This is a genomic window from Marinobacter sp. NSM (assembly GCF_052380025.1).
Taxonomy (GTDB): Bacteria; Pseudomonadota; Gammaproteobacteria; order Pseudomonadales; family Oleiphilaceae; genus Marinobacter.
Map to the genome: position 1 here is coordinate 172,319 of NZ_JBQTCK010000002.1, position 16,911 is coordinate 189,229.

Here is a 16,911-nt window from a genome sequence, read left to right on the forward strand (position 1 = left end):
TCTCAAGCCAGATTACTGGCTCTGATCGATGATGTGCTCAATAGCAGCAACGATTTCCTCATCGGAGCAGCTGGCACAGCCGCCTTTGGCCGGCATGGCGTTGAAGCCGTTAATGGCATGATCAATCAGGGTGTCCATGCCCTTGTCAATGCGAGGCGCCCACTGATCGGCGTTGCCGATAACCGGAGCACCGGCGGCACCGGTGGTGTGGCAAGCCATACAGGCTGCATCGTAAACTTCGCTACCGGAGCGCGGGCCGGAGCTGGCGGCGGCCGGAGCAGCTGCTGCTTCACCACATTCCTCACCCTGCAGGCACACCTGGCCTACCGGTTTGATGCGGTTACGGATCTCATCTTCAACACTTGCCAGTGCAGCACCAGCGGCCAGGCCAAAACCCAGAACAACAACAGCCAGGACTCTCTTCATCTTCACAATGCACCTCGCATTTGAGCGTTATAATCTTTCGGTGGCAGCATTATAGCGGTTGAGCCCCCGCAAAAAAACCAAAGGCCAGAAACAGAATTTGATTTCAACCATTTTAGTGACAGTTTCGTAGGCTATAACGGAACTATCTCTATTTGCGGTTACCATACCTACTAACCGTGTGGTTTAACATTATTTCGGCCAGAACAGGGAGTCGCATGTCTTACAACAACCCCCACCGCCTGCGCAAACCGCTGTTGATCGTTGAGTTTTCGAGCCTGGCGATCCTGTTGGTTTCGATGGCCTGGTTTGGCAACCAGTCCACCGCTGAGACGCCGGTCAGCGCTGTCTGGCTGCTTGTTCCGGCGGTGGCCAGCCTCGGCGTGTTTTTGAGCTTTATCGGCCTGATGTACCTGCGCTGGGTGGCATCGGCCAGCAACGAAGGCAACACCCGGCACAAGCTGATTTTTGTTCTCCTCGCCCTGAGCCTCCTCGGCGTCTGGGTTTACAGTATTGCCAATACCTGGCTCAGCCTGACCACCACAAACTGAGGCGCTCTGATGAAAAGATATGGACATGGATTGTCAGGCGCTGTACTGACCATGGTTCTTCTGGCGGCCAGCTCGTCAGTCTCCGCCCAGGCAAACTCCGGGGATGATAGTGAACGGGTCAACTGCGCCCTTATCCGTGATGGCATCCAGCGCTTGGCCTGCTACGACGCCCAGAATGATCCGGAGGCGGCCAGAGAGTCTGCTGACGACCAGGCGTTACAGCAGGCAGATGAGGAAGCAGCGGCCCTGGTCGCCGATGATGTCAGCCGGGAGGAGACGGTCAGCGAAGCCCTCGGCGATGACCCAGATGCCGGCGTGATGGCCGCGCTGGTGGATAATTACCTGACCGCCGAGAAGGCGATTTTTTCCTTCACAGGCAGTTTTGTTACTCACCGGCCAAACTATATTCTGCCGATCACCTATGTAGACGACCCCAACCCGAGGCCGGTCAGCCCGCGACTGGGCACAGGCGGGTATGACTATGGTCTGGAGCAGGAAGAAGCGAAATACCAGATCAGCTTCAAGATTCCCCTTCTGACCGGTATCTTCGACGACCGCACAACCTTCTGGTTCGGTTATACCCAGCAATCCTACTGGCAGGTATACAACACCAAAGATTCGGCTCCGTTCCGGGAAACCAATTACGAGCCGGAGATTTTCTTCCGTCACCGCCTCAATTGGGATATCGGCCCGGGAACGCTGAGCGCGGTTTCCCTTGGTTTCAATCATCAGTCCAATGGCCAGTCAGAGCCTCGCTCCCGCAGCTGGAACCGGATCACCGGTGCGGCGGCCTACAGCTACGACCGCTGGCTGTTCATGGTAAACCCATGGTACCGGCTGCCAGAAAGCAGCAGCGATGACGACAACTCAGATATTGAGAAGTATCTGGGGCATGCCAGTTACCATGCGGTTTATAAGCTGACGGAGGATCGCACGTTCTCGCTGAAGCTTTTGAACAATATGCGCTCTACCAATCGGACGTCGGTGGAGTTTGGCTACAGTTTCCCTATGGGGGATACGTTGAAGGGCTTTTTCCAGTACTACAACGGGTATGGGGAGAGTTTGATTGATTATAATGAGCGTATTGAGCGGTTTGGGGTGGGGATTATGTTGAACAACTGGCTGTAGGTTTAGTGCAAGACAGGGGGTATGGAGTAAGGCTTCCAAAACGGAAACCTTAGGGTTAGGAGTCAGGCAAGATAGAGGGGGAGCCTTCCAAAACGGAAACCGTGGCTTTCCTGATTGTTTTGGAAGGCTCCCCCTCTATCTTGCCCCAGAGACTTTCCCTGGTTTCCTGCTTGCGCTTTAGTTGGTGTTCAACCTGTCCATTTCCTGCAACAGTTCTTCCGTTTTTTCTTCCATCAACGCTTTGTCTGCCCTTGATTCCACGTTCAGGCGGACCACCGGTTCGGTGTTTGACATCCGGAGGTTGAAGCGCCAGTTGTCGAATTCGATGCTCAGGCCATCGACGAAGCTGACGTTTTTGGCGCCGGGGCTGTATTTGGCTTCGATGGCGGCGATGACTTTGGCGGGATCGTGGATGGTGCGGTTGATTTCGCCGCTGGCCGGATAGGCTTCTATTCTGGCGTCGATCAGGGACGACAGGGGTTTGCCGGAATGGCACAGGCGTTCGGCGATCAGTAGCCAGGGGATCATGCCGCTGTCGCAGTAGGCGAAGTCGCGGAAGTAGTGATGGGCGCTCATTTCGCCGCCGTAGACGGCGTCTTCGTCGCGCATTCTCTGCTTGATGAAAGCGTGGCCGGTTTTGCTTTCGATGGCTTGGCCGCCAGCGGCTTTGACCAGGTCCAGGGTGTTCCAGGTGAGGCGGGGGTCGTGGATGACTTTGCCACCGCCGGTCTTGCGCAGGAACTGGTCAGCCAGCAGGCCCACGACGTAGTAGCCTTCAATGAACCGGCCGTTTTCGTCGAAGAAGAAGCAGCGGTCGTAGTCGCCGTCCCAGGCGATGCCCATGGCGGCGCCATGTTCGATCACGGCGTCGGCGGTGGTGGTGCGGTTCTCCGGCAGGATCGGGTTGGGTACGCCGTTGGGGAACTGGCCATCCGGCTGATGGTGCACTTTCACGAACTCGAACGGCAGGTGCTGTTCCAGTTCGTCAATCACCAGTCCCGCACCACCGTTACCCGCGTTGCAGACGATGGTCATGGGCTTGAGGCTGGCCGCATCGATGTAGCCCAGAAGGTGGTCTACGTAGGCACTCATCACTTCCAGCGTTTCGTAACGGCCTTGTTCCGGGGCGTTGGCGAAGGGCTCGAGAACCCGGTCCCGAATGTCGTTCAGGCCGTTGTCGGAGCTGATCGGCCGTGACTCGGGGCCAACCATTTTCATGCCGTTGTGATCTTTCGGGTTGTGGCTGGCAGTGACCATGATGCCACCGTCCATGCCGTAGTGGCTGGTGGCAAAATACACCTGCTCGGTGCCACACAGGCCGATGTCATAAACATCGGCACCCGCGGCCATCAAGCCGGAGCTGAGAGCCTCGGTGATATCTGGGCTGGACAGGCGGATGTCGTAGCCGACGATCACTTTCTTTGCGCCGGTGATCTCCACATAGGCGCGGCCGATTTTCTCTGCCAGGGTGGGGTTGAGTTGATCAGGTACTCGGCCACGAAGGTCGTAGGCCTTGAAACAGGACAGGTCCATTGCAGTCTCCCGGTCAGTGGTATCCGGCAGGATCCGGATGATTCAGAACGCCAACCGGAACATTCTAACCGTTATCAGGCGATTTCGGGGACTCAGACCGAAAAAACCGGGCAAATGAAACCCGGCACGCGCCCGTTATGGCGAGTGCCGGTCGGATGTTACTCAGATGCACCGGACTGCAGCTGAATATAATTCTGGATGCCCATCTGGGAAATCATGTCCAGCTGGGTTTCCAGCCAGTCGATGTGCTCTTCTTCGCTCTCCAGAATACGGCGGAAGATTTCCCGGGAGGTGTAATCCTTGACCTGATCACAGTAGGCAACGGCTTCGACGTAGTCTGCATGGCCAGCCAACTCCAGTTTCAAGTCGCACTGGAGCATCTCTTCCACGTTCTCACCGATAAGCAGCTTGTTCAGGTCCTGCAGGTTAGGCAGCCCCTCAAGAAAGAGAATACGCTCGATCAGCTCGTCGGCGTGCTTCATCTCGTCGATGGACTCTTCGTATTCCTTTTCTGCAAGCTTCGTGATGCCCCAGTCCTTGTACATTCTGGAGTGCAGGAAATACTGGTTGATGGCAGTCAGCTCATTGGCAAGAGCCTTGTTGAGGTATTGGATGACTTTCTTATCGCCTTTCATAACCGGGTTCCTTGTGTGTTGAATGCCTTACCACACAAGAATAGACCGTTAAGTGCCGATAAAAAACCGCGACTGTAAAAAGGTCGCAATTGAAAATACGGGGGAATAACGAGACAGTCAGGCCGGTTGGGCAAGCATGTTCGCCAGCGAGAGGTAATCCGGCGACCGGCTCTCACGGAGTATTTCCCGGGCCGCACAGGCGCAACGGCCACACTGGGTACCCACACCCAGCTGTTTGCCAAGTTGACGCATAGAGGATACCCCTTCTTCAGCGGCTTCCCGGATTTCTCGATCTGTTACCCCGTGGCAAAGGCAGACGTACATAGCTGTCTCTCACTAACGCCATAAAAGTTAGTAATAATTATTGTCATTACAAACGAGAATTGCAACCATTTGTACTTAACTTTTTGCTAATAAATGTATCAGATCATCCAGAAGGCCAGCGGCAGGAACAACGCCGTGAACACACCCGTCAGCCCCATCCCCAGAGACGCAAAGGCGCCAGCAGTATGACTGATCTCAAACGCACGGGCCGTGCCAATGGCGTGACCATTGAGGCCAAGGGCAAAACCGATGATTCGGTGGTCGGTAATCCGGAGCCAGCGGGCGCACCAGTCCACGAACAACGAGGCCAGCACACCGGTGATCAGCAGTCCGCCCAGTGTGAGCGACACCGACCCGCCCAACTCCTCAGTGATTCCCATCGCAATGGGCGCCGTAACGGATTTCGGCGCCAGTGATGCCAACACCATTGGCGCCGCCCCCATCAACCAGGCAATAGCCAGGGCATAGATCGCCGCCAGGCTTGCGGCCAGGGGCAAAGTCACCATAATCGGCCGCCACAGCGCCCGGATGTGATGCATCTGCTGATACAGGGGAATACCAAGTGCAACCGTTGCCGGCCCAAGCAGCACCGTTAGCCAGCGCGCACCCGCCTCGTAACGTTCAAAGCCCAGGCCACTGGCGGCAACCACCGCCGCCAGCAACAGCGCCGCAATCATCACCGGCGGCAACCACAACGGGCGCCGCAGCCTGGCAAACAGCCACTGGGCCACGATAAAGGCGCCCAGGGTAAGACCAATAGACAACATGGGGCCAGCCGTCCAGGCCGCCAGCAAAGCGTTGAATCCGCCCGGTTGATCAGTCATGTTGATCACCTCGGGCTTGCTCTGTCGTCAGTTTCTTCATCAACAGCAACGTGGTGAATACACTCAACAACGTGCCTACGACCAACGCCACAACCACGGCTGTCCAGTGCCCGGCAAACTGATCAGCAATAAAGAACACACCAACAACACCGGGCGTGATCAGTAACACCAGAACCGATATCAGCCCCTGGCTGGCTGCCGCCAGCTCGTCAGTTACCCGACCGCGAAGCATCAGGGTAAACGTTGCCATCACCATACCCAGAACACCGCCGCTGATGGGCAGCCCCACCAGTACCCGCACCGCCTCACCCAGCAGAAAAAACACCACCAGAACCAGAAAACCCCGCAACACCAACATGCCGCCATGCCCTGCCAAGTCAAAATTGCTCTACACTATTGCCCTGCCACCCAAACACAGGACGCTCAATGGCACTGAAAGCCACTATCTTCAAAGCCACACTCCATATCGCGGATATGGACCGGCATTACTACGCCGACCACCATCTGACCATCGCCCGCCACCCGTCAGAAACCGACGAGCGAATGATGATCCGACTGCTGGCCTTTGCCCTGAACGCCACAGATACGCTGGAATTTACCAAAGGCCTGAGCACCGATGACGAACCGGAGCTGTGGCAGAAATCCCTGACCGATGACATCGAACTCTGGGTAGAGCTGGGCCTGCCAGACGAAGACCGGGTTCGCAAAGCCTGCAACCGGTCGCAGCAGGTGATTCTGTATACCTACGGCGGCCGTGCCGTGCCGGTGTGGTGGGAGAAACACCATAACAAGCTGGAAAGATTTGGCAACCTGACCATCGTCGATCTTCCCGCGGAGAACACCGCTGCACTGGCTCGCCTGGTGGAGCGCTCAATGACGCTACAGGTGTCGATACAGGACGGCGAAGTCACCCTCAGCAATGACACTGATCTGGTCAGTATCACACCGAAACAGAAACTGCCGAAGGTGTGAAAACAGAGTTACCGCGAGGGGCTGGACAGACGCCCCCTGCGCACGTAAGATTGCGCACTCGAAATTGACGAGCAACCAACAGTTTCGAATGCGCCCGTAGCTCAGCTGGATAGAGCGCTGCCCTCCGGAGGCAGAGGTCAGAGGTTCGAATCCTCTCGGGCGCGCCATATTTTAAAAGGCCTGCGTGAAAACGCAGGCCTTTTTCGTTTGCCTGTGTCCAAATTGTATCCGTGGTATGTTTGCACTGACTCAATGACTTTAGATACACCTTCGTGATCGAAGCCTCTTCGACAGATTCAAATATCCAGGGTTGAAATGACAATTGAATTCGTATCCGCAAACTCAGGACACCCTCAACCTCTCAACGCTCCGGAAAGACGCGAGGCATGAATAGCTGTGCCGTCATTCTTGCTGGAGGCCAGGCCAGTCGCATGGGAGGGGGCGATAAAGGCCGGCTGATGTTGGGAGGCCGATCGTTAATTGATCGTGTTATCGAGAGAATCACACCACAGGTGGCCGCCGTTGTGTTGAACGCCAATGGGGACTTGATCCGGTTCGATGACCTGGGACTGCCCGTCGTCGCCGATTCTATCCCCGACCATGCTGGTCCTTTGGCCGGCATTCTTGCTGGTATGGACTGGGCTTCAGAACATGGCCATGAATGGCTGATCACCGTGGCAGCGGACACTCCGTTTTTTCCCATGGACATGGTCGAGCGATTATCCGCATATGATAACCCGGTGGTGTTGGCGGCGACTCCGGATCCGAAGCTCGGCTTGATGCGCCAGCCAACCTTTGGTCGTTGGCATGTCGGGCAACGGCATGACTTGAGATATGCTCTGAATAAGGGCGTACGCAAAATCCGGCAATGGGCCGAAGCACAGGATGAAGTTCTGGTGGTGTTTGATGAAGCCGATTTTTTCAACATCAATACACCTGAAGATCTGGCTTGGGCTGAGCGTCACCTGGCGTGACCAAGGGCAGACCGGGACGATCACTGCAGCCTCATTCCACTACGACGATACTGATCCGGTGCAACGCCAAACCACCGTTTGAATGCCCTCCGGAAATTGGCGCCATCGTGGTAATTAAGTAGCTCCGCAATGGCTTCAACAGATACCGAGCTGTCGCGGAGATATCCGATCGCCTGCTGCGACAGGATGCCGTCCCTGAGCTGTCGAAAGCTGGTGCCTTCCGCTTTCAGTCTTCTAGCCAGTGTGCGCTTGCAGATAAACAGCGCGGCGGCTGCCTCTTCCTCGGTCAAAACGCCCGGCGGATGGGAAAGCATCATTTTCTGTACCTGGTATTTGCAGCTCTCACGATCTGACCGCAGTTGCGCCAGCATGCCTTCGCACTGCTTTAGCGCCATCATGTAGTTCTCATGATTGGCGGACGCATTGGGCTCCTTGCACACGTCGAGCGGGATGTTCAGCGCCAGGGAGGTTGCACCAAACGTAATCGCACCGGGAATGTAGTCAGCGTAGCAATCACGGTAAGCCGGCGCCTCATGCAGGAAACCACACGCCACCTCGGTCACCGGCCGGCCCACGATAAACTCGGCACAATCAAAAAAGATCACCGCAAAGCTCTCACTCAGCACTCGCAGCAGCCGCTCGGGCAGCGCCATATAAAAATGACAGGTCAGCTCCAGCCAGCCATCCCTGGTGGCCATCTCCAGCCGGGCGAGGTTCATCCGGGTTGGCAGGAAGACTTGAAAAGCCCGAATGGCCGTCAGCAGGTCCGGGCTGCTGTTGACCAGAAACCCCATGGCACCGTGGGTGGGCGACGTCAGGCGCCGGCCCAGGCGTAACCCGAAGGTGTCGTCGTTCGCCAGCTGCAAACTGTTTTGCAGTATCTGCAGTTGCTGCTGCGGGGTCAGCAAGGTGTCTTCCTGCAGGAGCTGATCAACCGACAACTGAGTCATCGCCAGCAGGTCTGACACGCCTCGGGCCTGCAAGCCCAGCTCCCGGGCAATCAAACGGCTGTAGTTCGAGGGAATACACGGCTGACTCAGGTCAATGTCGCGCATCATTGTTCTTGTATCCATAAGTTAACGCCTGAAAACGGGTTGTCCGTGCTGAACGACGCAACTTTGAGTGTCTTCAAATGACCCCACCCTGTCAATTAATGACCTGCCACCCACCGCTCACTGAACGTAATCTGGCCTTAACTGAGCTAACCCCAAAAACAACAGAGGTAAAGCACCTATGGGTCAGATCACATTTATCGAGCACAACGGCACCACCCATGTGGTCGAGATTGCCGAGGGCCAGACACTGATGCAGGCCGCCGTTGATAACGGCATCCCAGGAATCGACGCCGATTGCGGCGGCGCCTGTGCCTGCGGCACCTGCCATGTGATTGTTGATCAGGACTGGATTCAAGCCACCGGCAACATCAATGCCGATGAACAGGGCATGCTCGGCCTCACACCGGAGAAAACCGACACCTCCCGTTTGTCTTGCCAGGTCACCGTCTCGGAAGCCCTGGATGGCCTGATCGTGCGCCTGCCCGAGTTTCAGATGTAAGCGGCCAACAGGGTTGTAGATGCCGGCGCCGCAAATCCGGCGATGACCAAACAACGGAGTTAAACGAGGTATTGTATGAGTCTTCTGAGTTCACTGATTGAGCCCGCACTGAAGCCGGCTATGGATAAGGCTGCGGCGATTATTCCTGTTCACTGGCAAGTCCGCGGCGCTCACGCCGTTCAGAACGTCAAACAGCGGACCGGCAGGAGCCGGGCCGTGCCGGTATTCCAGGAGGTTCCGCTGCCGGATGTGTCGACCCTGGCAGTGCAAGACATCGATGTCAGCAACCCCTTCCTGTATCGGCAAGGCCTGTGGCGATCCTATTTCAAGCGGTTGCGGGATGAGTGCCCGGTGCATTTCCAGAAGCACAGTCCGTTCGGCCCGTTCTGGTCGATCACCCGCTATGAAGACATCCTGTTTGTGGACACCCGCCATGACCTGTTCTCCGCGGAACCCATCATTTCCATCGGGCCTCAGCCCGAGGGGCTTGAGATTGAAACCTTTATTGCCATGGACCCGCCCAAACACGACGCCCAGCGCCAGGCCGTGCAGGGCGTGGTGGCGCCGAAGAACCTGGCACAAATGGAAGCGCTGATACGCAGCCGCACCGCCGACGTGTTGGACCACCTGCCGGTGGATGAGCCTTTTGACTGGGTCCAGCGCGTATCGGTTGAACTCACGTCCCGTATGCTGGCTACCCTGTTCGATTTCCCCTTTGAGCACCGCCACAAACTCGCTTATTGGTCCGATGTGGCCTCCGGCGCGCCGGAATCCACCGGGGGGAATGCCAACAACGACGAGTTCTTCAAAGCCGCGGCAGACATGGCGCAGCAGATGTCCTCACTGTGGCGGGAGAAAGAAGCACGGAAAGCCGCTGGCGAAGAAACCGGGTTCGATCTGATCAGCTTGCTGCTGGCCAACGACGACACCCGGGATATGATCAACCGCCCCATGGAGTTCATGGGCAACATGGTGCTGCTGATCATTGGCGGCAACGACACCACCCGCAATTCCATGACCGGCGGCGTGCTGGCACTCAATCAGTTCCCGGAGGAATTCACCAAGCTCAAACAGAAACCGGAACTGATTCCCAACATGGTCTCGGAGATCATCCGATGGCAAACGCCGTTGGCCTATATGCGCCGTGTTGCCAAAGAAGATGTAACCCTGAATGGCCAGACCATCAAACAGGGCGACAAGGTGGTGATGTGGTATGCCTCTGGCAACCGGGACGAACGAGCCTTTGAGCAAGACCCGGACCGGTTCATCATCGACCGCAAGAACGTTCGAAAACATCTGTCTTTCGGGTTCGGCGTGCACCGCTGCATGGGCAATCGCCTGGCAGAAATGCAGCTGCGGATACTCTGGGAGGAGATTCTGAAACGCTTCGACGGCATTGACGTGTTGGCGGAGCCCGAGTACGTACAATCCAACTTTGTCCGCGGCTACAGCGCAATGACGGTAAAACTTTCCGCCAGACAATAGCCTGGAGGCGATCAAGCACTTCCCCCCTGCGCCCCGATACCGCTGTCAGAACGCGGGGGTTACCACCCTATTGCTATCACCTGTTAAACTGCCCATTGAGTACGCTTGCGCGTGCAGTATGCAATCCGATTGACGACTTGCCGACCACTCAGTCGATTGATGACAGGGCAAGCAGGGACTATTGAACAATGGCAGAACACCAGGCATTCACGCCAACCCACAAAACACTTCTTGGCATCACCGTTATCATGGTGCTGGTTGCCAGTTTCTGGTCTACTCAAAGTTCCTCAGCGAAGATACCCGCCCTACCGATTGAGCCTCTGGTGACTCCGGCGGATTCCGCTGCCACCACCGAAACGCTGCCCGATGGGGTTGCCGAATCGCGGCCAGACACCCGCACCCAACGCCATGAAGTACAGCCGGGCGACACCCTGAGCAGCATTTTCAGCTCGGCAGGTGCGCCGGGCTCGGATCTGAACAAGATTCTTGAAGCCGATGTGGAATACCTGGCTCTGGAGACACTGCAGCCGGGTACCCAGCTGCGGCTGACTTTTGATGATCAGGACCGGTTCATCGAACTGGCTCTGGAGATTGATGCTGCCCGCACGGTGTTCTTCACACGAACCGACGACGACCAGTTTGAGTACCGCAGAATGGAGGCGGACACCCATTGGGTGTCGGAAGTGCTCAGGGGCTCCATTGAGGGCAGTTTTTACGTTTCCGCAGTGAAGGCCGGGCTGACAGCACACCAGATTGCCTCGGTCAGCCAGTTACTGGAGTACCGCCTAAATTTTCGGCGTGATTTAAGGGCCGGCGACCAGTTTGCCGTGATCGTCAGCCATGAAATGACGGACGACCAGACCACCGGCAAAAGCCGGGTTGAGGCGGTCTCCCTGAAACGGGGCTCCCGCACCCATACCGCCTTCCGGTTTGAAGACGGCAACTATTATGACCAGGATGGCAAAAGCGTGCTGCCTGCCTTCCGCCGCTGGCCCACCAAAACCCCTTACCGGGTCAGCTCTCACTTCAACCCCAACCGGAAACACCCGGTTACCAAGCGCATCGCACCCCATAACGGCGTTGACCTGGCCACACCGACCGGCACGCCCATTTTCAGCACCGGTGACGGCATCGTTCAGAGAGTGGGTAACCACCCCTTTGCCGGAAAGTACATCGACATCGACCACGGCAACGCCTATAAAACGCGCTACCTGCACCTTCATAGAATTCTGGTTAAGAAAGGGCAATCCATTCAGCGGGGCGACCGAATCGCATTGTCTGGCAACACCGGACGCAGTACCGGCCCTCACCTGCACTTTGAACTGCATGTGAATGGCCGGCCAGTGAATCCTCTCAAGGCTGACATTCCCACCGCCGCAGACATCCCCGGTGAATACGCCAACACATTCAAAGAGGACGCGTCGTACAAACTGGCAGTGATGGAGCGGGCGGGTAGTCGGTCTAATCTGATGTTGGCGGGCGCTCGGGTTTCGTTTGAGTAATCAGTTCTCAAACTCGGCAACCACCGCCATACCTCGCTCGCACCCACCAAGGTAACCTGAACCAAACAGATTGTAGTGATTCAGGTAGTGATAGAGGTTGTAGATCTCCCGCTTGGTGGCATAAACCTTCGAGCGGGGATAAACGCTGTCATAAGCACGATAGAAGGCGGCACCGAAGCCACCAAACATCTCCGCCATGGCAATGTCCGCTTCCCGGTCACCCTGGTACACCGCAGGGTCAATTAACCAAGGGCCGTCTTGATCGAACAACACGTTGCCATTCCACAAATCACCGTGCAGAAGGCTGGGGTGCTCGCAGTGGCTGTCCAGCCAGCGGGTAAGCGCAGCGCCGCCTTGGTCAAGAACGCGCTGAAATCTGTCCCTGATAACAGGGTCTGCAATCCGGCTGATCTGGTAGCCGAGCCGATGGACCACGAAGAACTGCCCCCAGGAGTCCATATACTCATTGGGTTGCGGTGACAAACCGATGTAATTATCCCGGCCCCAGCCGTAGTGTTCCCGCTGTTGTTGGTGTAACCGGGCCAAGCCTTCACCGAGCAGGGTCAGGCGTCGGTCGTCCGGGGCAACCGGTACGATCCGGGTCATCACCAGCTGATGCTGATCGACCTCAGCCACTTGCGGAATTCTCAGGTGCTCAACACCAACCTGCACCAACGCGTCGCGAAGGCTTTCCAGCCCCTCTGCTTCGCGGGTTAATGCATCTGCAAAGCCAGTGGTGTTGGTTTTGACAAACATATCGGTGCCCTATTGCTGCTGGCGCAGCAAGGCATTCACGGTAAACGTATACTGCGCATCGACACCCAGTTGTTCACACCGGCGCAGCACCGCCCCGGCAATGCTGTCCAGCTCCAGCGGGCGGCCTTTTTCCTTATCCACCAGCATGGAGGTTTTGATGGCGTTGAAGTTGCTGATCAGCTCGAACATGTCATCCAGGTCTTGCCGGGTCAGGTTGACACCATCCGCTTCCGAGGCTTTAACGGTTTCCGCCATCATGCCGTACACCACCTTGCCGAATTCCGGGTGATGAGTCAGGCTGCGGGTATCCAGATGAGTGAGCGCTGACAACGGGTTCACCCCGTTGTTGATAACCAGCTTGCGCCAGAGTTCATACCGAATGTTCCTGGTCACGGTGGTGGGAATACCGGCTTCGTTGAAAGCCACTTCCAGAACCTTGAGAAGATCCGCACGCGGGTCGTCTTTCGGTTGTTGTGCGGGCCAGGCGCCCATCACGATCTGGGCCACGCCTTCGGCAAACACCTTACCCGGTTCGGAAATATGGCCACCAATGCGCACGGCGAGGCCACCAAGCACACGCGCTTCACCCACCATTTCGGCAATCAGGGGTTCGTTATCAACGCCATTCTGCAATGACAGCACCGGTACGGAACCGGCACGCAGCCAGTCGCAAAGTTCGGTCATGACGGCACCGGTCGCCGTGGATTTGAGGGCAATGGCAACCAGATCAAAATCATTCGGATGGTAATCCCGAATGAGCTCTTGATGATTACAGGCAGGAAGAACATGCGGAGCACCTGCCCTTCATAATCAACGGTCAGGCCATCTGCTTTCAGTGCCTCAAGGTGACTACCACGCGCCGTCAGCACAACCGGGTGACCAGCTTCAGCCAGCCTTGCTGCGTAGTAGCCTCCGATGCCGCCGGCACCGATCATCAGAATCTTTAAAGCAGGCAAGGTAACCTCGATACGTCATGACGTTGGTCAGATATACTTCAGGGACAACTGCCCAAGTATATCAGGCCCTCAGCGCCGTCAACTTGCCAGGACCTGCGCTGCAAAACGGGCGCATTCGATGTCTTCATCTTCGCTGCCACCCGACACCCCGACGCCACCGACCAGAATGCCATTCCGGTATAGCGGAACACCGCCGCCAATCACGGTGAAATCACCGGCCTGGTTGAGGCCTTCCAGAACCCTGGGCGGGGCTGACGCCAGCACGTTTTCAAGATCTACCGTGTTGAGGCCCATACCTGCGGCGGTAATGGCCTTTTTCCGCGCCAGTTCAGAAGACACAAGAAAGGAGCCCGCCATTTTAAGGAAGGCCAACTGACGCCCTGAGGCATCGACAACCGACACCGTCGCTTTGATGCCCAGCTCTGCCGCCTTGTTAATGGCGGCCTGAAGCAAACTTAGCGACGCTTGTTCAGTCAACGAAAACGAGGGTTGTACGAGTGTGAGTTCCTGGTGGTTATCCATGGTTGCTATCTCATCCAGCCAAACCCGGACAGCATCTGTGCCGCGTTGTTCATTCCACTGCTGAACATCCGTTGCGGAAACTGCGAGCCCCCCAGGGTAAACGCGGCATTCAGCAGGCACACCGTTGGGTCGTCCAGGCGTCTGGATTGGGCCGGGCCGGCGGCGTCACCTTTGAACGACATCACCGCGCCCCACTGCTGATCCTGAGCCCAGGCGCTGAGCAGCTCCCGTAAATGCCTGTCGTGCAGGGAGATGCCATCAGTTTCTCGATGGCAGGCTTTGTCATCGAGACAAATCACAAGCACATCCTGCTCCCGCAACACCTCCAGGCATAGCCCCACACGCCGGTACTCCAGCTCGCTCATACCGGTATTGAGTACAAGCTCCGTCAGCTCGCCGGGTTCCTCAGCCAGAAGGATCCGGAACAGGTCATGCCGACTCGACACCTCCCGGGTAGACACTTCCGGCGCCAGTCCCTGCGAAGACAACAGCGCCCGCACCCGACCGGCGGTTTCACCGTTCCCCTTCAGTCGCAGTATTTCCGGGGCTGTTTGATCCGCGCTCGTACTGATCACCACCACGCTTTTGTACTGCTTGCCCCAGATCATCCGTGCAGGCCCTGAGCCGGCCTGTTCCCGGGACTGGATGTTGTCCGCATCGCAGGAGACAAATAACACCGGAAGTTTGCTCATGTGCCTTCTCCAAAGAAAATCCGCAACCATAGCCGGGGCTTATCGCCCCAGCTTTTCCGCCGACTGCCCGCCGATGCCGAAATGTTGCTTGGGCATCTCGTTGAGAATGACACGAACGCTTTCAACCGGCGCTCCGAGGGAACGGACAATGGCGTCTGTTACCTCGTGGATCAGCATCTCCTTTTGCTCGTCGGTACGACCTTCCAGAATGTTGATTTGGGCAACGGGCATAAAGCCTCCTTATTCGAACCGGGCCGTGACAGTACCCAGGCCCTGGTAGCGAACGCTGATGTTATCGCCCGGCTCCACCGCGATGGCTGCGGTAATGCCGCCGGTCATGATGAAGGTACCGGCCGGGATGTGTTCGCCCCGCTCGGCCAGCAGGTTCGCCAGCATGGCCACGCTGGAGGCCGGGTGGCCCAGCACCGCAGCACCGGCGCCCACGTCCACCACTTCACCGTTCTTTTCGACCACCACACCGAGGGTTTTCAGGTCCAGGTCGGCCACATTGGCCATGGTGCCACCGGTGATGAAGCGGCTGGAGGAAGCGTTGTCAGCCACCACGCTCACCAGGTCGAACTTGAAGTTCTCGTAGCGGGAGTCGATCACTTCCACCGCCGGGATCACGAAGTCGGTCGCCGCCAGGACGTCACCGATATGACAGCCCGGGCCGTGCAACGGTGCCTTGGTCACAAAGGCGATCTCGGCTTCGATTTTCGGGTGGATCAGCTCTTTGGTGTTGACCACACCGCCATCCGGTACGCTGAAGTAATCCGCCAGGAAGCCGTAGATGGGGGTTTCCACACCCATCTGAGCCATCTTGGCCCAAGAGGTCAGGCCCATCTTCATGCCAACGACCTTGTTACCACGAGCTTCCTTACGACGGCGGATTTCCCACTGCACGTCGTAGGCGTCTTCGAAGGTCATATCCGGGTAATCGTTGGTGACCTTGGTGATGTCGTGGGCTTTCAGCTCGGCGTTTTCCACGTGCTCGGCCAGGGCCAGCATCTGTTCATTCGTCAGGGTCTTGCTCATGCCTTTTGCTCCTCTTGCGCCTTCAACAGGTCCAGCGCCACGTCCACAATCATATCTTCCTGGCCTCCCACCATCCGGCGTTTGCCCAGTTCAACGAGAATATCCACGGTCTTCAGGCCATACTTCTGCGCCGCCACTTCCGAATGACGCAGGAAGCTGGAGTACACACCGGCGTAGCCAAGGGCCAGGGTTTCGCGGTCGACCCGCACCGGGCGGTCCTGCAGCGGGCGTACGATGTCGTCCGCCGCATCCATCAGGGCGTACACGTCGGTGCCGTGGTTCCAGCCCAGCTTGTCGAAGGCGGCAATGCACACTTCCAGCGGCGCGTTACCGGCACCGGCGCCCATGCCGGAGAGGCTGGCGTCAATGCGGTCACAGCCTTCTTCCACCGCCACGATGGAGTTGGCCACGCCCAGGGCCAGGTTGTGGTGGGCGTGAATGCCGGTCTGGGTTTCCGGTTTGAGCACGTCTTTCAGGGCGCGGAAGCGGTCACGAATGTCGTTCATGTTCATGGCACCGCCGGAATCCACCACGTACAGGCAGGTGGCACCGTAGTCTTCCATCAGTTTTGCCTGTTCGGCGAGGCCCTGCGGGGTTTGCATGTGGCTCATCATCAGGAAGCCGACGGTGTCCATGCCCAGTTTACGGGCGTGTTCGATGTGCTGCCTGGAGACATCGGCCTCGGTGCAGTGGGTGGCGACACGCACGATTCTGGCGCCGGCCTTGTAGGCGTTGTCCAGGTCGTGGACGGTGCCGATACCGGGCAGCAGCAGGGTGGCGATTTGTGAGTGTTCAACCACTTCGGCCACCGCTTCGATCCACTCCAGGTCGGTGTGGGCGCCGAAGCCGTAGTTGAAGCTGGAGCCTTGCAGGCCGTCGCCGTGGGCGACTTCGATAGAATCGACTTTCGCCTTGTCCAGGGCACGGGCGATGTCCTGCACGTTCTTGATGCTGTACTGGTGACGGATGGCGTGGCTGCCGTCGCGCAGGGTCACGTCGGAGATGTAGAGTTTCTTGCCAGGGTTAACAGTCATGGTTCAATCTC

Annotated in this window: 22 protein-coding genes and 1 tRNA gene; 8 read left to right on the top strand and 15 right to left on the bottom strand. The window is 57.4% G+C overall.

The window, feature by feature from the left end:
- Positions 1 to 12 precede the first annotated feature (12 nt).
- Entirely contained in the window at positions 13 to 426 is a 414-nt protein-coding gene (locus ACTZWX_RS04845; protein ID WP_444712963.1) for a c-type cytochrome, read from the bottom strand.
- A 215-nt stretch (positions 427 to 641) separates the two neighbouring features.
- On the opposite strand from ACTZWX_RS04845, the gene ACTZWX_RS04850 reads away from it, so the two are divergent.
- On the top strand, positions 642 to 974 hold the full coding sequence (locus ACTZWX_RS04850) for a hypothetical protein (RefSeq protein WP_444712964.1): 333 nt from the start codon (positions 642 to 644) through the stop codon (positions 972 to 974).
- Positions 975 to 983: 9 nt separating this feature from the next.
- On the top strand, positions 984 to 2,102 hold the full coding sequence (locus ACTZWX_RS04855) for a phospholipase A (RefSeq protein WP_444712965.1): 1,119 nt from the start codon (positions 984 to 986) through the stop codon (positions 2,100 to 2,102).
- A gap of 177 nt (positions 2,103 to 2,279) precedes the next feature.
- On the opposite strand, the gene ACTZWX_RS04860 is transcribed toward ACTZWX_RS04855, so the two are convergent.
- The 5 genes from ACTZWX_RS04860 to ACTZWX_RS04880 all read right to left on the bottom strand — a co-directional run bounded on the left by ACTZWX_RS04860 (position 2,280) and on the right by ACTZWX_RS04880 (position 5,776).
- Positions 2,280 to 3,635 (bottom strand): phosphomannomutase, encoded by a 1,356-nt coding sequence (locus ACTZWX_RS04860; RefSeq protein WP_444712966.1) that lies wholly within the window; start codon positions 3,633 to 3,635, stop codon positions 2,280 to 2,282.
- Between the two features lie 158 nt (positions 3,636 to 3,793).
- Complete coding sequence (gene bfr / locus ACTZWX_RS04865) at positions 3,794 to 4,270, bottom strand: bacterioferritin (RefSeq protein ID WP_444712967.1); 477 nt, start codon at positions 4,268 to 4,270, stop codon at positions 3,794 to 3,796.
- 117 nt (positions 4,271 to 4,387) lie between these two features.
- Positions 4,388 to 4,594: a bacterioferritin-associated ferredoxin gene (locus tag ACTZWX_RS04870; RefSeq protein ID WP_444712968.1), complete on the bottom strand. Its 207-nt coding sequence runs from the start codon at positions 4,592 to 4,594 to the stop codon at positions 4,388 to 4,390.
- 98 nt (positions 4,595 to 4,692) lie between these two features.
- Positions 4,693 to 5,418, bottom strand: a complete 726-nt coding sequence (locus ACTZWX_RS04875; protein ID WP_072678684.1) for an LrgB family protein — start codon at positions 5,416 to 5,418, stop codon at positions 4,693 to 4,695.
- Positions 5,411 to 5,776, bottom strand: coding sequence for a CidA/LrgA family protein (locus ACTZWX_RS04880; protein ID WP_444712969.1), 366 nt, complete (start codon positions 5,774 to 5,776; stop codon positions 5,411 to 5,413). The genes ACTZWX_RS04875 and ACTZWX_RS04880 overlap by 8 nt, the downstream gene beginning before the upstream one ends.
- 68 nt (positions 5,777 to 5,844) lie before the next feature.
- Here ACTZWX_RS04880 and ACTZWX_RS04885 point away from each other — a divergent pair, with 68 nt between their 5' ends.
- The 3 genes from ACTZWX_RS04885 (at position 5,845) to mobA (ending at position 7,364) form a co-directional block, all read left to right on the top strand.
- A complete protein-coding gene (locus ACTZWX_RS04885) occupies positions 5,845 to 6,390 on the top strand; it encodes a YaeQ family protein (protein WP_444712970.1) in 546 nt (181 codons plus the stop codon).
- A gap of 90 nt (positions 6,391 to 6,480) precedes the next feature.
- Positions 6,481 to 6,557: transfer RNA gene (locus tag ACTZWX_RS04890), tRNA-Arg, on the top strand.
- Between the two features lie 219 nt (positions 6,558 to 6,776).
- A complete protein-coding gene (gene mobA / locus ACTZWX_RS04895; RefSeq protein WP_444712971.1) occupies positions 6,777 to 7,364 on the top strand; it encodes a molybdenum cofactor guanylyltransferase MobA in 588 nt (195 codons plus the stop codon).
- Positions 7,365 to 7,384: 20 nt separating this feature from the next.
- Here mobA and ACTZWX_RS04900 read toward each other — a convergent pair whose 3' ends face one another.
- The gene (locus ACTZWX_RS04900; protein ID WP_444712972.1) at positions 7,385 to 8,437 is read right to left on the bottom strand and encodes an AraC family transcriptional regulator ligand-binding domain-containing protein; all 1,053 of its coding nucleotides are present in this window, start codon (positions 8,435 to 8,437) and stop codon (positions 7,385 to 7,387) included.
- Between the two features lie 160 nt (positions 8,438 to 8,597).
- Here ACTZWX_RS04900 and ACTZWX_RS04905 point away from each other — a divergent pair, with 160 nt between their 5' ends.
- The 3 genes from ACTZWX_RS04905 (at position 8,598) to ACTZWX_RS04915 (ending at position 11,905) form a co-directional block, all read left to right on the top strand.
- Complete coding sequence (locus ACTZWX_RS04905) at positions 8,598 to 8,918, top strand: 2Fe-2S iron-sulfur cluster-binding protein (protein WP_444712973.1); 321 nt, start codon at positions 8,598 to 8,600, stop codon at positions 8,916 to 8,918.
- Between the two features lie 75 nt (positions 8,919 to 8,993).
- Entirely contained in the window at positions 8,994 to 10,403 is a 1,410-nt protein-coding gene (locus ACTZWX_RS04910) for a cytochrome P450 (RefSeq protein ID WP_444712974.1), read from the top strand.
- Positions 10,404 to 10,591: 188 nt separating this feature from the next.
- A complete protein-coding gene (locus tag ACTZWX_RS04915) occupies positions 10,592 to 11,905 on the top strand; it encodes a peptidoglycan DD-metalloendopeptidase family protein (RefSeq protein WP_444712975.1) in 1,314 nt (437 codons plus the stop codon).
- Here ACTZWX_RS04915 and ACTZWX_RS04920 read toward each other — a convergent pair whose 3' ends face one another.
- The 8 genes from ACTZWX_RS04920 to dmpG all read right to left on the bottom strand — a co-directional run bounded on the left by ACTZWX_RS04920 (position 11,906) and on the right by dmpG (position 16,900).
- Positions 11,906 to 12,661, bottom strand: a complete 756-nt coding sequence (locus tag ACTZWX_RS04920) for a fructosamine kinase family protein (RefSeq protein WP_444712976.1) — start codon at positions 12,659 to 12,661, stop codon at positions 11,906 to 11,908. It lies immediately after the preceding gene.
- A gap of 9 nt (positions 12,662 to 12,670) precedes the next feature.
- Positions 12,671 to 13,345 carry a ketopantoate reductase family protein gene (locus ACTZWX_RS04925; RefSeq protein ID WP_444712977.1) on the bottom strand — a complete coding sequence of 225 codons (675 nt, stop codon included), beginning with the start codon at positions 13,343 to 13,345 and terminating at the stop codon, positions 12,671 to 12,673.
- Positions 13,342 to 13,617 carry a 2-dehydropantoate 2-reductase N-terminal domain-containing protein gene (locus ACTZWX_RS04930; protein ID WP_444712978.1) on the bottom strand — a complete coding sequence of 92 codons (276 nt, stop codon included), beginning with the start codon at positions 13,615 to 13,617 and terminating at the stop codon, positions 13,342 to 13,344. Before ACTZWX_RS04930 ends, ACTZWX_RS04925 begins: the two co-directional genes overlap by 4 nt.
- A gap of 78 nt (positions 13,618 to 13,695) precedes the next feature.
- Entirely contained in the window at positions 13,696 to 14,139 is a 444-nt protein-coding gene (locus ACTZWX_RS04935) for a GlcG/HbpS family heme-binding protein (RefSeq protein WP_444712979.1), read from the bottom strand.
- A 5-nt stretch (positions 14,140 to 14,144) separates the two neighbouring features.
- The gene (locus ACTZWX_RS04940; protein WP_444712980.1) at positions 14,145 to 14,831 is read right to left on the bottom strand and encodes a hypothetical protein; all 687 of its coding nucleotides are present in this window, start codon (positions 14,829 to 14,831) and stop codon (positions 14,145 to 14,147) included.
- A gap of 39 nt (positions 14,832 to 14,870) precedes the next feature.
- Positions 14,871 to 15,062 (bottom strand): 2-hydroxymuconate tautomerase, encoded by a 192-nt coding sequence (locus ACTZWX_RS04945; RefSeq protein WP_444712981.1) that lies wholly within the window; start codon positions 15,060 to 15,062, stop codon positions 14,871 to 14,873.
- Between the two features lie 9 nt (positions 15,063 to 15,071).
- Positions 15,072 to 15,866, bottom strand: coding sequence for a 2-oxo-3-hexenedioate decarboxylase (gene dmpH / locus ACTZWX_RS04950; protein WP_444712982.1), 795 nt, complete (start codon positions 15,864 to 15,866; stop codon positions 15,072 to 15,074).
- Positions 15,863 to 16,900, bottom strand: coding sequence for a 4-hydroxy-2-oxovalerate aldolase (dmpG, locus tag ACTZWX_RS04955; RefSeq protein WP_444712983.1), 1,038 nt, complete (start codon positions 16,898 to 16,900; stop codon positions 15,863 to 15,865). The genes dmpH and dmpG overlap by 4 nt, the downstream gene beginning before the upstream one ends.
- Positions 16,901 to 16,911: the final 11 nt, after the last annotated feature.

Coding starts and splice junctions, on each gene's coding strand:
- ACTZWX_RS04915 (WP_444712975.1), top strand. CDS start 10,592: ATGGCAGAACACCAGGCATTCACGCCAACCCACAAAACACTTCTTGGC.
- ACTZWX_RS04885 (WP_444712970.1), top strand. CDS start 5,845: ATGGCACTGAAAGCCACTATCTTCAAAGCCACACTCCATATCGCGGAT.
- dmpG (WP_444712983.1), bottom strand. CDS start 16,900: ATGACTGTTAACCCTGGCAAGAAACTCTACATCTCCGACGTGACCCTG.
- ACTZWX_RS04845 (WP_444712963.1), bottom strand. CDS start 426: ATGAAGAGAGTCCTGGCTGTTGTTGTTCTGGGTTTTGGCCTGGCCGCT.
- ACTZWX_RS04850 (WP_444712964.1), top strand. CDS start 642: ATGTCTTACAACAACCCCCACCGCCTGCGCAAACCGCTGTTGATCGTT.
- ACTZWX_RS04910 (WP_444712974.1), top strand. CDS start 8,994: ATGAGTCTTCTGAGTTCACTGATTGAGCCCGCACTGAAGCCGGCTATG.
- ACTZWX_RS04935 (WP_444712979.1), bottom strand. CDS start 14,139: ATGGATAACCACCAGGAACTCACACTCGTACAACCCTCGTTTTCGTTG.
- ACTZWX_RS04920 (WP_444712976.1), bottom strand. CDS start 12,661: ATGTTTGTCAAAACCAACACCACTGGCTTTGCAGATGCATTAACCCGC.
- bfr (WP_444712967.1), bottom strand. CDS start 4,270: ATGAAAGGCGATAAGAAAGTCATCCAATACCTCAACAAGGCTCTTGCC.
- mobA (WP_444712971.1), top strand. CDS start 6,777: ATGAATAGCTGTGCCGTCATTCTTGCTGGAGGCCAGGCCAGTCGCATG.
- ACTZWX_RS04940 (WP_444712980.1), bottom strand. CDS start 14,831: ATGAGCAAACTTCCGGTGTTATTTGTCTCCTGCGATGCGGACAACATC.
- ACTZWX_RS04900 (WP_444712972.1), bottom strand. CDS start 8,437: ATGGATACAAGAACAATGATGCGCGACATTGACCTGAGTCAGCCGTGT.
- ACTZWX_RS04860 (WP_444712966.1), bottom strand. CDS start 3,635: ATGGACCTGTCCTGTTTCAAGGCCTACGACCTTCGTGGCCGAGTACCT.
- ACTZWX_RS04925 (WP_444712977.1), bottom strand. CDS start 13,345: ATGACCGAACTTTGCGACTGGCTGCGTGCCGGTTCCGTACCGGTGCTG.
- ACTZWX_RS04880 (WP_444712969.1), bottom strand. CDS start 5,776: ATGTTGGTGTTGCGGGGTTTTCTGGTTCTGGTGGTGTTTTTTCTGCTG.
- ACTZWX_RS04875 (WP_072678684.1), bottom strand. CDS start 5,418: ATGACTGATCAACCGGGCGGATTCAACGCTTTGCTGGCGGCCTGGACG.
- dmpH (WP_444712982.1), bottom strand. CDS start 15,866: ATGAGCAAGACCCTGACGAATGAACAGATGCTGGCCCTGGCCGAGCAC.
- ACTZWX_RS04855 (WP_444712965.1), top strand. CDS start 984: ATGAAAAGATATGGACATGGATTGTCAGGCGCTGTACTGACCATGGTT.
- ACTZWX_RS04870 (WP_444712968.1), bottom strand. CDS start 4,594: ATGTACGTCTGCCTTTGCCACGGGGTAACAGATCGAGAAATCCGGGAA.
- ACTZWX_RS04945 (WP_444712981.1), bottom strand. CDS start 15,062: ATGCCCGTTGCCCAAATCAACATTCTGGAAGGTCGTACCGACGAGCAA.
- ACTZWX_RS04905 (WP_444712973.1), top strand. CDS start 8,598: ATGGGTCAGATCACATTTATCGAGCACAACGGCACCACCCATGTGGTC.